The 13,289-nt window shown below is 71.9% G+C and carries 10 protein-coding genes; 6 read left to right on the forward strand and 4 right to left on the reverse strand.

The features are described from left to right. The first annotated feature begins 141 nt into the window (after nt 1-141). Nucleotides 142-1,521, forward strand: a complete 1,380-nt coding sequence (locus AC5WRT_RS08865; protein WP_496093452.1) for a cation:dicarboxylate symporter family transporter — start codon at nt 142-144, stop codon at nt 1,519-1,521. 115 nt (nt 1,522-1,636) lie between these two features. Here the strand turns inward: AC5WRT_RS08865 and AC5WRT_RS08870 are convergent, their stop codons facing one another. Beyond that, nucleotides 1,637-2,254, reverse strand: a complete 618-nt coding sequence (locus AC5WRT_RS08870; RefSeq protein ID WP_496093451.1) for a TetR/AcrR family transcriptional regulator — start codon at nt 2,252-2,254, stop codon at nt 1,637-1,639. Between the two features lie 143 nt (nt 2,255-2,397). On the opposite strand from AC5WRT_RS08870, the gene AC5WRT_RS08875 reads away from it, so the two are divergent. The 5 genes from AC5WRT_RS08875 (at nt 2,398) to AC5WRT_RS08895 (ending at nt 8,202) form a co-directional block, all read left to right on the forward strand. Continuing rightward, nucleotides 2,398-4,071 carry an MFS transporter gene (locus AC5WRT_RS08875; protein ID WP_496093450.1) on the forward strand — a complete coding sequence of 558 codons (1,674 nt, stop codon included), beginning with the start codon at nt 2,398-2,400 and terminating at the stop codon, nt 4,069-4,071. A 116-nt stretch (nt 4,072-4,187) separates the two neighbouring features. Then, nucleotides 4,188-4,955 carry a DUF2127 domain-containing protein gene (locus tag AC5WRT_RS08880; RefSeq protein ID WP_496093449.1) on the forward strand — a complete coding sequence of 256 codons (768 nt, stop codon included), beginning with the start codon at nt 4,188-4,190 and terminating at the stop codon, nt 4,953-4,955. Between the two features lie 80 nt (nt 4,956-5,035). Then, nucleotides 5,036-5,464, forward strand: a complete 429-nt coding sequence (locus AC5WRT_RS08885; protein WP_496093448.1) for a MerR family transcriptional regulator — start codon at nt 5,036-5,038, stop codon at nt 5,462-5,464. Further along, the gene (gene trxA / locus AC5WRT_RS08890) at nt 5,461-5,793 is read left to right on the forward strand and encodes a thioredoxin (protein WP_496093447.1); all 333 of its coding nucleotides are present in this window, start codon (nt 5,461-5,463) and stop codon (nt 5,791-5,793) included. The genes AC5WRT_RS08885 and trxA overlap by 4 nt, the downstream gene beginning before the upstream one ends. Before the next feature lie 120 nt (nt 5,794-5,913). Continuing rightward, a complete protein-coding gene (locus AC5WRT_RS08895; protein ID WP_496093614.1) occupies nt 5,914-8,202 on the forward strand; it encodes a HelD family protein in 2,289 nt (762 codons plus the stop codon). 559 nt (nt 8,203-8,761) lie between these two features. Here AC5WRT_RS08895 and glgB read toward each other — a convergent pair. The 3 genes from glgB to AC5WRT_RS08910 all read right to left on the reverse strand — a co-directional run. Continuing rightward, nucleotides 8,762-11,086: a 1,4-alpha-glucan branching enzyme gene (gene glgB, locus AC5WRT_RS08900; RefSeq protein WP_496093446.1), complete on the reverse strand. Its 2,325-nt coding sequence runs from the start codon at nt 11,084-11,086 to the stop codon at nt 8,762-8,764. 75 nt (nt 11,087-11,161) lie between these two features. After that, complete coding sequence (locus AC5WRT_RS08905; protein WP_496093445.1) at nt 11,162-12,535, reverse strand: maltokinase N-terminal cap-like domain-containing protein; 1,374 nt, start codon at nt 12,533-12,535, stop codon at nt 11,162-11,164. Between the two features lie 468 nt (nt 12,536-13,003). Beyond that, on the reverse strand, nt 13,004-13,289 hold a 286-nt coding region (locus AC5WRT_RS08910; RefSeq protein WP_496093444.1), incomplete at its 5' end, for an alpha-glucosidase C-terminal domain-containing protein.

A 13,289-nucleotide genomic window follows, 5' to 3' on the forward strand; every position in this document is an offset into this window, starting at 1 on the left:
CTCCCCGCCCGAGCGTGAACTAAATGAACGGAAGGGTGACCGCCCTCACAGCTCGGGAGATAGTCACGGCATTCCCCAGCAACCCCCGGACGTGAGCCGCACGCCGGTTGTTCACCGACGAAGACGTCAAGGAGGGCAGTCGTGGCCGCCAGCACCCCCGACACGGCACCTGCCGCACCCCGCGCGAAGCGGGACCGCACCCATTTCCTGTACATCGCCGTGATCGTGGCCGTCGCGTTCGGCATCGCGGTGGGATTCGCCGCGCCGGACTTCGCCAAGGAGCTCAAGCCGCTCGGCACGGGCTTCGTGAACCTGATCAAGATGATGATCACGCCCGTCATCTTCTGCACGATCGTCACCGGCGTCGGTTCGATCCGCAGCGCCGCGAAGGTCGGCAGGCTGGGCGGCCTCGCGCTGACCTACTTCATCGGCATGTCGTTCGTGGCCCTGGCCATCGGCCTGGTGGTCGGCAACGTCCTCCACCCCGGTTCGGGCATGCACCTCACCGAGGCGGCCAAGCAGGCGGGACACACCCAGGCCGCGAGCGGCAGCGAGGGTCTCGTCGACTTCCTGTTGAGCATCGTCCCGACCACGTTCGTCTCCGCCTTCACCGGCGGGGTCGTGCTCCAGACGCTGCTCGTCGCGCTGCTGGTCGGCTTCGCCGTGCAGGCGATGGGCACGTCCGGCGAGCCGGTCCTGCGGGGCATCGGACACATCCAGAAGCTGGTCTTCCGGGTCCTGTCGATGATCATGTGGGCGGCGCCGGTGGGCGCGTTCGGCGCCATCGCCGCGGTCGTCGGGGAGACCGGTGTCGAGGCGCTGAAGGCCCTCGGCACGATCATGCTGGCCTTCTACATCACCTGTGTGCTCTTCGTCGGCCTGGTGCTCGGTCCGGTGCTGTGGTTCGTCGCCAAGGTCAACATCCTGAAGCTGCTGAGGTACCTCGGCCGCGAGTTCCTGCTCATCCTGTCGACCTCGTCCTCGGACACCGCCCTGCCGCGCCTGATCGCCAAGATGGAGCACCTGGGCGTGAGCCGCCCGGTCGTCGGTATCACCGTGCCGACCGGCTACTCCTTCAACCTCGACGGCACCATGATCTACCTGACCATGGCGTCCCTGTTCATCGCCGACGCCCTGGGACAGCCGCTGCACCTGGGCGAGCAGATCACCCTGCTGCTGTTCATGATGGTCGCGTCCAAGGGCGCCGCGGGCGTCTCCGGAGCCGGGCTCGCCACTCTCGCCGGCGCGCTCCAGTCGCACCGGCCCGCCCTGGTCGACGGCGTGGGCCTGATCGTCGGCATCGACCGGTTCATGAGCGAGGCGCGCGCGCTGACGAACTTCACGGGCAACGCGGTGGCCACGGTGCTGATCGGCTCCTGGACCAAGGAGATCGACAGGGCCCGTGTGGAGCGCGTGCTGGCCGGCGAGCTGCCGTTCGACGAGACGACACTGCTGGACGACCACCAGGGCCAGGTCACCGGGATGCCCGGGCCGAGGGACGGGGAGCTGGCCGAGGCCTGACCCCGCCGCTGAGAAGACTCCGGAGGCCCGGCCCCGCCTGAACCCGGGCCGGGCCTCCGGCACCGCCGCCGGGCGGCCGAGGTCCCCCGTACCTCGGCCGCCCGGCTCCTTCCTGTCACACACTCACCCTGGCCACCAGCGCGGTGGCCAGGGACGCGGGCACGCCCGCCGCGGTCAGCACCGTGACCGTGGCCGAGCGGCCCGCCTCCCGCGCTGTCAGGAGTCCGTCGTTCACCGCCTCCATGACCGCGAAGAGCATCTGCTCGTGCACGTACGCCAGGGCCGGCGCCGGCAGCGGTGAGCTGAACACGCCCTCGTCAAGGCCCTGCTGGAGCAGCCGGACCGTGCCCGCGCGCAGCGGGGCGAGACGTTCGCGGATGCCCTGGACGGTGACCGTGCGCTGGGCCAGCGCGATCAGCAGCCGGTAGCGGTCGGCGATCTCCCAGAGGGCCAGCACCGAGCGGGCCACCGCCTCCGCCGGGTCGGCCACGCCCGCGCGCGCTCCGGCGTCCGCGTCCGCCAGAGCCTGCACCGCCTCGTCGACCAGCGTGCTGATCAGCGCCTCGCGGCTGGGGAAGTGGCCGTACACGGTCCGCCGTACGACCCCTGCCGCGCGCGCGATCTGGTCCATGGAGGCATCGGGATCGCGCAGCAGTTCGGCGAGGGCGACGTCGAGGATGCGGCGCCGGTTGGCGCCGGCGCGGCTGGTGTTACCCGTGGTCATGGCGGCCATTCTGCCCTCCCTCCCCACCCGCTTCCGCCCATCGGACCGACTTGCACAGTACTGTGCAACGACGTACATTGCACAGGGTTGTGCAATTGCACGCCAGTGTGCAGATCAACGCTCGTCGCGCACCGAGGAAGGCGACCCCTGCCATGCGACTCGTCATGACCGAACCGGTCGAGAAGATGGAGCGCCCGTACGCCCGGCGCTGGTGGGCACTGCTCGTGCTCTGCCTGAGCCTGCTGATCATCGTGATGGCCAACACCGCCCTCACGGTCGCGGCGCCCGACATGACGAAGGACCTCGGACTGACCGGCGCCGACCTGCAGTGGGTGATCGACGGCTACACCGTCCCCTACGCCGCGCTGATGCTGGTGCTCGGCGCGATCGGCGACAAGTACAGCCGGCGCGGAGCGCTCGTCCTCGGGCTCGTGGTGTTCGGCGGCGGCGCCGTCCTCGGCTACCTCGCCGACAGCGCGGCGACCGTCATCGCGGCCCGCGCAGTGATGGGCGTCGGCGCGGCGCTGATCATGCCGGCGACCCTCTCCCTGCTGGCCGCGACCTTCCCGCGCGAGGAGCGGGCCCGCGCGATCACCCTGTGGACGGCCACGGCCGGGCTCGCCATCGCCGCCGGACCCGTGGTCGCCGGCGCCCTGCTGCGCGGCCACGGCTGGTCCTCGACCTTCCTGATCAACGTGCCCGTCGCGGCTGTCGCCCTCGTCGCCGCCTTCGTCCTGGTCCCGCCCTCCAGGGCCGGTCACCACGACCGCATCGACTACGTCGGCGGACTGCTGTCCGTCGTCTGGACCGGCTCGCTCGTCTACATGATCATCGAGGGCCCGCACTTCGGCTGGGGCGTGAAGGCGGTCACGGCGGCGGTCGTCGCGGGCGTCGGACTCGTCGCCTTCGTCGTCCGGGAGCTGCGCCACCCCCGGCCGATCCTGGACGTCCGCCGCTTCGCGAACCGCCGGTTCGCCGGGTCCAACCTGGCCGTCGCCCTGTTCTTCCTCGCGGTGTTCGGCGCCTTCTACTACCTGACCCAGCACCTGCAGTTCGTCCTCGGCTACGACGCCCTGGAGACCGGCGTACGGATGCTGCCGCTGGCCGGTGCGGTCTTCGTCGGCTCGGCGGTCACCGGCTGGCTCACCCCGCGCGTCGGCATGAAGTGGACCGTCACCGCGGGCATGGTCGGTGGCACGACGGCTCTTGCACTGCTGACCCGGGTCGACGCGGGGTCGACGTACTCCGACTTCCTGGCGCCCCTGATGATCCTGGGCCTCGCCATCGGTCTCGCCCTCTCGCCCTGCACCGACGCGATCATGGGCGCCTTCCCGGAGTCCGAGCTGGGCGTCGGCGGCGCGGTCAACGACACCTCGCTGGAGCTGGGCGGCTCCCTCGGCATCGCGATCCTCGGCTCGCTGCTCGCCACGTCGTACGGCAACCACCTGCGCGAGGCGACCGCCGGCAGCAAGCTCCCGGCGAGCGCCCTGGACACGGCCCGGGACTCGGTCGGCGCCGGATACGCGGTCGCCCACGGAATCGGGGACAGGGCGCACGCACTGGCCGGGCAGGCGGCACACGCGAGCAATGCCCAGCAGGCCGCGCAGCTCGAGCAGCAGGCCGCGGAACTCGCATCCGGCGCCCGACGGATGGCCGACGCGGTCGGCTCCTCCTTCTCCGACGCCGTCGCCCACACCAGCCTGACCGGCGCGGTGATCCTCGGCATCGGCACGGTCCTGGTGGTGGTCCTGCTCCCGGGCCGCACCCCCGCCGCGCCGGAGGTGAAGACCGAGGAGAGGGAACTGGTGGACAGCTCGGCGCGCTGACCCCCCTGTGCCGCCATGCACTAACGTGCCGCTCCGGACCGGTCGGAACGGCACGTTCGTGCGTGGCGTCCGTACGTCCGTATGGATGAGTCAGCACCTGTTGGGAGGCACGGGGGATGAGTATCGACTGGGACCGGCGGACCTGCGCGCGCAAGGGGCATGTCACCTACGCGCCCGACGACCCGCGGCTGCGGATCCGGCTGCACGCCGAGACCGCGCTCGGGGACGTCTGGCGGTGTCTGCGCTGCGGTGACTTCGTGCTCGACGAGCCGCACGGCTCCGGACCGGCCGCCGACGCGCCGCTCGTGCCGCGCGGCAAGGTGCTGCGGGACCTGTTCATCCTCCGCTTCCTGGCGATCGAGCGGGCCGTGCGCGGCGTGTTCATCGTGCTGGTCGCGGTGGCGGTGTGGAGGTTCAGCAACAGCCAGGACGCGGTGCGCCGGCTCTTCAACGAGAACCTGGACGTCTTCCGCCCGGTCTTCCGGCACTTCCACTACGACCTCGACCATTCGCCGGTCGTCGGCTCGATCCAGAAGGCGTTCGGCTACAAGCACTCCACGCTGCTGCTGGTCGCCGCCCTGCTCCTCGCCTACGCGCTGATCGAGCTGGTGGAGGCGGTCGGCCTGTGGTACGCCAAGCGCTGGGCCGAGTATCTGACCGTCGTCGCGACCGCTGCCTTCCTCCCCCTGGAGATCTACGAACTGACCGAGAAGGTCAGCTATGTGAAGATCATCACGCTCGTCCTCAACATCCTCGCGGTGCTGTACATCGCTCTGGCCAAGCGCCTGTTCGGGCTGCGCGGCGGCCGCCGCGCGTTCGAGGAGGAGCGGCACAGCGCCTCACTGCTGGAGGTGGAGGAGTCCGCCGGGGTGGTCCACGCGTAGCTTTCGACGCCCGGACGGCCGCGCCGGCCGGCTCGAGCCCTCTTGCCCTGACGTCGACGTCAAGCCCTACCGTCGTGGGCATGCGAATCGGCGAGCTGGCCGTACGGGCCGGGACCACGACCCGCACCCTGCGGTACTACGAGGCGCGCGGGCTGTTGCCGGCCAGGCGCGACGACAAGGGCTACCGCACGTACGACGAGGACGACCTCAGGCTGCTGGAGCAGATCCGGACGCTGCAGGACTTCGGGTTCGAGCTGGAGGAGACCCGGCCCTTCGTGGAGTGCCTGCGCGCCGGGCATCCGGAGGGCGACTCCTGCCCGGCCTCGCTCCAGGTCTACCGGCGCAAGCTGGCCGAGCTGGACGCGCTCATCGGGCAGCTGTCGGCGGTGCGGGAGACGGTCGCCGGGCAGTTGCGCCGGGCCGAGCTGGCCCGGGACGCGCTGGCCGCCGAGGCGCTGGTTCCGGGGGGTCCGGAGCCCGTGTGCGAGCTGGGAGGGCCTGCGCGATGAGTCTGGTGAGCGGACTGACCGAGGTGACGGACGCGGATTTCGACACGGAGGTGAAGGGATCGGACCTGCCGGTGCTGGTGCAGTTCACGGCGGACTGGTGCGGGCCGTGCCGGCAGCTGGCGCCGGTGCTGAAGGACATCGCCCTCGAGGAGGGTGACCGGCTGAAGGTCGTGCAGATCGACGTGGACCGCAATCCGGAGACGACGGTCGCCCACGGGGTGCTGTCGACGCCGACACTGCTGGTCTTCCGGGACGGCGAGCCGGTGCGTTCGATGGTCGGAGCCCGGCCCAAGCGGCGGCTGCTGGAGGAGCTGGCCGACGTGCTGTGAAGCGGATCCGCCCACGAAAAAATCCCCTGAGCAATTGCGCTCGGGGGATTTCTGTGCGTATATTCAATGGTTCGCGACTTCAATTCTGAATGTCGCGGAGGGATCCAGTGAGCACACTATATCCGGGCGGGAGCGGAATTGTCAAACGCGGAGTGGTCGAACAGTGAATTTCCCGACGATGAATTGCGCCGCGAGCAGGAATTCATCGACGGACTGTACGCACGCGTGGACGTGCTGCGCGGCGAGGCCGAGTCCTCGGTCGCGGACGCGCTCGCCCAGGGTGACAAGCCCATGCAGGCCCGGCTCGAGCGGGACATCCTCGTCGCCGAGCGCTCGGGGCTGCTGGCGGCGCTGAACGCCGTCGACGGCTCGCTGTGCTTCGGCCGGATCGACCTCGCCGACGGCACCGGCCACCACATCGGCCGGATCGGGCTGCGGGAGGACGACGCCGAGCGCACCCCGATCCTGATCGACTGGCGGGCCGACGTCGCCCGCCCCTTCTACCTGGCCACCGGTCACACCCCGATGGGCCTGCGCCGACGTCGGCACATCGGCACCGAGGGCCGTACCGTGACCTCGCTGCACGACGAGATCCTCGACCTCGGCGACACCACCCGCACCGGGTACGAGGACCCGAGCGGCGACGCCGTGCTGCTGGCCGCGCTGAACTCGGCGCGCACCGGCCGGATGAGCGACATCGTGCAGACCATCCAGGCCGAGCAGGACGAGATCATCCGGGCGCCGCACCGCGGGGTGCTGGTGGTCGAGGGCGGCCCGGGCACCGGCAAGACGGCGGTCGCCCTGCACCGGGCGGCGTACCTGCTGTACGAGCACCGGGAGCTGCTGGCCCGTCGGGCCGTTCTGATCGTCGGCCCCAACCCGGCGTTCCTCGGCTACATCGGCGAGGTGCTCCCCTCGCTCGGCGAGACCGGCGTGCTGCTGGCCACGGTCGGTGAGCTGTTCCCCGGCGTGAAGGCGACCGCCACCGACACGCCCGAGGCCGCGGCCGTGAAGGGCCGCGCCGGCATGGCCGACGTGCTCGCCGCCGTCGTACGCGACCGGCAGGCCCTGCCCGACCCGGTGATCGCGATCGAGCACGACCGCGAGGTGCTGATGCTGGACGACGGCCTGGTGAGCGTCGCCCGCGAGCGCACCCGCGCCGCCAAGCTGCCGCACAACGCGGCCCGCGAGCACTTCGAGGGCCACATCCTCAACACCCTCACCGAGCTGTACGCCGAACGCGTGGGCACCGACCCGTACGACGGCTCCAGCCTGCTCGACGCCTCCGACATCACCCAGATCCGCGACGAACTCGCCGAGAACCCCGAGGTCTGGGCCGCGATCGACCGGCTGTGGCCCAGGATCACCCCGCAGCGCCTGGTCGCCGACTTCCTCGCGCAGCCCGACCGCCACCTCCCGGACGCGGACGCCGATGCCGTCCGGCGCCCGGTGACCCGCGCCTGGACCGTCGCCGACGTGCCCCTGCTGGACGAGGCCGCCGAACTCCTCGGCGAGGACGACAGGCTGACACGGGCCCGCGCCGAGCGTGAGCGCGAGACCCAGATCGCCTACGCGCAGGGTGTGCTGGACGTGTCGTACGCGTCCCGGACCTACGAGTTCGAGGACAAGGACGACGAGGAGTCGGAGGTGCTGTCCGCCCACGACATCATCGACGCCGAACGCTTCGCCGAGCGGCAGGAGGAGACTGACCGCCGCAGCGCCGCCGAGCGGGCCGCGGCCGACCGCACCTGGGCCTTCGGGCACATCATCGTGGACGAGGCGCAGGAACTGTCGCCGATGGCCTGGCGGCTGCTGATGCGGCGCAGCCCGACCCGCTCGATGACCCTGGTCGGCGACCCCGCGCAGACCGCCGAGGCGGCCGGTGTCGGCTCCTGGGCGGACATCCTCGCGCCCTATGTCGAGGACCGCTGGGAGCACACCCGGCTCGGCGTGAACTATCGCACTCCCGCCGAGATCATGGAGCTGGCCGCTGCCGTGGTCCGCGCCGAGCACCCGGACTTCGAGCCGCCCAGCTCGGTCCGGTCGACCGGCGTGCGGCCCTGGGTGCGGCGGGCCGACGGCGACCTGCCCGAGGCCGTCGCCGAGGCGGTCGCCGAACTCGCCCCGGCCGAGGGCCGTCTCGCGGTCATCGCCCCGCGCGGGTTGCACCGCTCGCTGGCCGGCCGGCTGGACGGTGTCACGGCCGGCGCCGAGCCCGACCTGACCCGCACCGTCGTCCTGCTCGACCCCCGCCAGGCCAAGGGCCTCGAATTCGACTCGGTTTTGGTGGTGGAGCCCGGCGACTACGGCACGAGCGACCTGTACGTCGCTCTGACCCGGGCGACCCAGAGGCTGGGGGTGCTGCACACCGGCGACCTGCCGAAGGCGCTGGAGGGCGGTGGGGCCTGAGCCGTGCGCGTGCGAGCCACCGCCTGAACCCGCGCGGGTGCTGAGGCCGGGAGGCGCGGGGAGGCGCCGCCATGCCGCGAGCGAGCCGGTTCGGCGCCTGCTTCGCCGCCGTCCGCGACGGCCGGCCGGACCGGGCCCGCCCCGGTATGCGAGGCGGGCCCCGGGCGCCCGGGGCACACGCGGGCGGGACGCGGACCCGGGCGTGTTGGTCACGGACGCAGCGCCCCGGCCAGGGTCCCGGCAGGCAACGTCCGCCCGTCGAAAGCGGCGTCCGGGTGCGTGCTGTCGGCGGTGGGGCGAGTGGGGGGGACCTCCCACGCCCCCCAGGCAGTGGGCGAGCGTGCCCGGCGTCGCGACGGGGCGAACGTTCCCTGTTGGGGCCCTGGGGCGTGTTTCGAAAGTCCCGTCTGGTCCGCGACGCCTGGCACGGCACCTCGCCGCGTTGTCGGGATCGTCCGCGTACGCCCGGTACGAGGAGGACCCTCCGCCTTGCGATGCACCGCACCAGACGCCGCGGACCCCGCCCTCCGGGCGGACGACGCTACTTTCGAAACACGCCCTAGGCCGGGCGCAGCCACACCGTGGCCAGTGGGGGCAGGGTCAGCCGGATGCTCGCCGGGCGGCCGTGCCGTCCCTGCGGTTCCGGTTTGATGATGTCGGGGTTGGTGACGTCGCCGCCGCCGTACCGCGCGGCGTCCGTGTTCAGGGACTCGTGCCAGGCCGGGACGTCGTCCGGGACGCCGAGCCGGTAGCCGTGCCGGACGACCGGGGAGAAGTTCGACACCGCCAGCAGCGGGCAGCCGCCGGCGTCCAGGCGCAGGAAGGCGAAGACGTTGTCGTCCGCCGCGTCCCCGGTGACCCACTGGAAGCCCGCCGGGTCGGTGTCCCGTTGCCACAGCGCCGGAGTGGCCCGGTACAGCGCGTTCAGGTCCCGTACGACGTTCAGCACGCCCCGGTGGTCGGCCGCGGCGCCGTAGGACGGATCCAGCAGCCACCAGTCGGGCCCGTGCACCTCCGACCACTCGGAACCCTGCGCGAACTCCTGGCCCATGAAGAGGAGTTGCTTGCCCGGGTGGGCCCACATGAAGCCCAGGTACGCGCGGTGGTTCGCACGCTGCTGCCACCAGTCGCCCGGCATCTTCGACACCAGGGACCGCTTGCCGTGCACGACCTCGTCGTGGGAGATCGGAAGGACGTAGTTCTCGCTGTAGGCGTACACCATCGAGAACGTCATCTCGTGGTGGTGGTACGTGCGGTGGACCGGCTCGTGGCTCATGTACTGCAGCGAGTCGTGCATCCAGCCCATGTTCCACTTCAGCCCGAAGCCGAGCCCGCCGAAGCCGCTGGGCCCCTTGTGGTGGGTGGGGCGGGTGACGCCGTCCCACGCCGTGGACTCCTCGGCGATGGTCACCACGCCCGGGCAGCGCCGGTAGACGGTGGCGTTCATCTCCTGCAGGAACGCCACCGCGTCCAGGTTCTCCCGGCCGCCGTGCTCGTTCGGGGTCCACCGGCCCGGTTCCCGCGAGTAGTCGAGGTACAGCATGGAGGCCACCGCGTCCACGCGCAGCCCGTCGATGTGGAACTCCTCGCACCAGTACACGGCGTTCGCCACCAGGAAGTTGCGCACCTCGCGGCGCCCGAAGTCGAACTCCAGGGTGCCCCAGTCCGGATGCGCGGCCCGCAGCGGATCGTGGTGCTCGTACAGCGGACGTCCGTCGAACTCGGCCAGCGCCCAGTCGTCGCGCGGGAAGTGCGCAGGCACCCAGTCCATCAGCACCCCGATGCCGGCCTGGTGCAGCCGGTCCACCAGGTACCGGAAGTCGTCCGGGGTGCCGAGCCGGGCCGTAGGCGCGTAGAAGCCGGTGACCTGGTAGCCCCAGGAGCCGCCGAAGGGATGCTCGGCGACCGGCATCAGCTCCACGTGGGTGAAGCCCAGGTCACGGACGTACGCGGGAAGTTCCTCGGCGATCTGGCGGTAGGTCAGGCCGGGCCGCCAGGAGGAAAGGTGCACCTCGTAGACGGAGAAGGGGGCCTCGTGCACCGGGGTGTCCGCGCGGTGCGCCATCCACTCCGCGTCCGCCCACTCGTACTCCGAGACGTCCACGATCGACGCGGTCGCGGGCGGCACCTCGGTACGGCGGGCCAGCGGATCGGCGCGCAGGGTGCGCGAGCCGTCCGGGCGGGTGATCTCGAACTTGTACGTCTCGCCCGCGCCGATCCCCGGCACGAACAGCTCCCACACCCCGGAGGAGCCCAGCGAGCGCATCGGGAAGCCGGTGCCGTCCCAGAAGTTGAAGGTGCCCGCGATCCGCACGCCCCGGGCGTCCGGCGCCCACACCGCGAACCGGGTGCCGGACACGCCCTGACGGGTGGCGACATGGGCGCCGAGCGCCTGCCACAGCTGTTCGTGCCGGCCCTCGCCGATCAGATGCAGGTCCAGCTCACCGAGAGTGGGCAGGAAACGGTAGGGGTCCTCCGTCTCCTGGACCGTGCCGTCGTACGTCACGAGCAGCCGGTACCCGGGGACCTCGGCGAGCGGCAGCAGCCCGGAGAAGAAGCCGTCGCCCTCGTCCAGCAGGTCGGCCCGCAGCGCTCCGGCGGCCACGGTGACGGACTCGGCGTACGGGCGGAAGGCGCGGAAGGCGATCCCGCCCGGCACCCGGTGCGCCCCCAGCACCGCGTGCGGGTCGTGGTGGGTGCCGCGGAGCAGGCGCTCACGGTCGGCCGTGTCCAGGGGGGCGGGAACGACGGCCTCCGCGACGGATGCCGGCTCGGGCGCGCGTGCCTTGGGGACCTGGGCGGGTTCGGTCGCGGGAGCGGCCTTCTGCTCGGCCCTGCCCGCGCCGGACGTGTGCTTCGGCGTGGCTGACTTGTTGCGTGTCACGGACGAGCCTCCTGGTCTTCGCGCGGCGATGGTGTCTTCGCGCGGCGATGGGTTCTTCGCGCGGCGGGCCGGCCGTCACGCGGCGAGGCGACGGATCGCCGAGAGCGGCACGGGGAGCCAGTCGGGCCGGTGCCGGGCCTCGTAGACGACCTCGTAGACCGCCTTGTCGGTCTCGAAGGCCCGCAGCAGCACCGCGTCGGTGCGCGGGTCGCGGCCGGCCACCTCCGCGTACCCGCAGCAGTAGGCGGCCCGGCACGCGTGCGCCCAGTCCGGCGCGGGCGGGCTCACGGAGTGGGCGGCGTAGTCGAAGGAGCGGAGCATCCCCGCGATGTCCCGCACCGGTGGCTGCGGCATCCGGCGTTCGGCCGGCGGCCGGGCCGGCTCCCCCTCGAAGTCGATCAGCGACCACTGGCCGGACGGCGAGCGCAGGCACTGGCCCAGGTGCAGATCGCCGTGGATGCGCTGGGCGGTCCAGGTGCGACCCTCGGCGGCGAGATCGGCCAGCGCCCGGTAGGCGGAGCGCAGCCCGGCCGCGTACGGGCGCAGGCCCGGCACCGCCTGGACGGCCGCCTCCAGCCGCCCGGTCATCCCGTCGACCAGCGCCCCCAGCTGCGCCTGGCCGAGGGTCACCGTCGGCAGCGCCCGGGCGAGCGCCGTGTGCACCTCGGCGGTGGCCCGGCCCAGCGCCCGAGCCTCGGCGGCGAAGTCCTCACCCTTGGCCAGCTCGCGCAGCGCCAGCTCCCAGCCGTCGCTCGCCCCGCTGACGAAGGGCTGGAGCACCGCGAGGACGTACGACTCGTCGTCGATCTCGGCGTGCAGCCAGGCCGTCGGCGCGGGCACCCGTGGGCAGCCCTCGCCGGCCAGCGCCAGCGGCAGCTCCAGGTCGGGGTTGATGCCGGGCTCCACCCGGCGCAACAACTTCAGGATGAACGTATCGCCGTAGACCACCGAGGAGTTGGACTGCTCCGCGGTCATCAGCCGGGCCACCAGCCCCTCGCGTATCTCCTGGCGCGGATCCCGCTCGAAACACAGCCCGCCGATGCGGGCCTGGGTGCGCAGGGCCTCCAGGAGCACTTCGGCGGGCCGGGGGTCGTACAGGGCCTCGTACACCGTGCGTCCGGCGAGCGGTCCGTCCTCGACGTGTCCGATCAGCGCGGGCGCCAGCCGGGGCGGCAGCGCCTCGCGCACGCCTATGAGGAGCTGGTAGCAGTCGCCCGGGTGCGTCTCGGCGCCCAGCGTGGACGGCTGGTGGACGCGCAGAAGCAGGTGGTACAGGCCCAGCCGGCCGTCCGGCGGCAGCAGTTCGGTGACGGCGACGGGGGTGAAGCCGGTGACCGGGCGGCCCTTGCCGGCGAACCAGCGCTGCCTCGGCAGCCACTCCCGCAGCAAGGGGTCCAGGGAGGCGAGGAGCGGGGTGGTGGTGCCGGACGAGGTGACCGTTTCCGCCATGGGCGTTCACGTCCTTTCCCCGGAGCGCGAGGGGTATCACTGTTGCGTGCCCCGGGTGGGGCGGGGGAAACCGCCCCACCTCGAGGGTTCTAGGGCGTGTTTCGAAAGTGGCGTCGTCCGCCCGGAGGGCGGGGTCCGCGGCGTCTGGTGTGGTGCATCGCAAGGCGGAGGGTCGGTCGTCCTCGTACCGGGCGTACGTGGACGATCCCGACAACGCGGCGAGGTGCCGTGCCAGGCGTCGCGGACCAGACGGGACTTTCGAAACACGCCCTAGTGCGGCAACAGGCAACGTTCGCCCCGTCGCGACGCCCGGCACGCTCCCCCACTGCCTCAAGGGCGTGGGAGGTGCCCCCACTCGCCGCACCGGGCACGAACCCGAGTACAGCCAGTACGAGGGCTTGCACCCGGCACGCCGAGAGCACGCACCGGACGCCGCTCCTTGACGGGCAAACGTTGCCTGCCGCGGCACTAGGCGACGTCGCGCCGCAGCCGGAACCAGTAGAAGCCGTGACCCGCGAGGGTGAGCAGGTAGGGGAGTTCGCCGACCGCCGGGAAGCGGACGCCGCCGAACAACTCGACCGGATGCCGCCCGTTGAACCGGCTCAGGTCCAGCTCCGTGGGCTGCGCGAACCGGGAGAAGTTGTGGACGCACAGCACAAGGTCGTCCTCGTACTCCCGCAGGAAGGCGAGCACCGCCGGGTTGGTGGACTGCAACTCGGTGTAGGAGCCCAGCCCGAAGGCGGGGTTCTGCTTC

It is taken from the genome of Streptomyces sp. NTD91 (genome assembly GCF_059510455.1).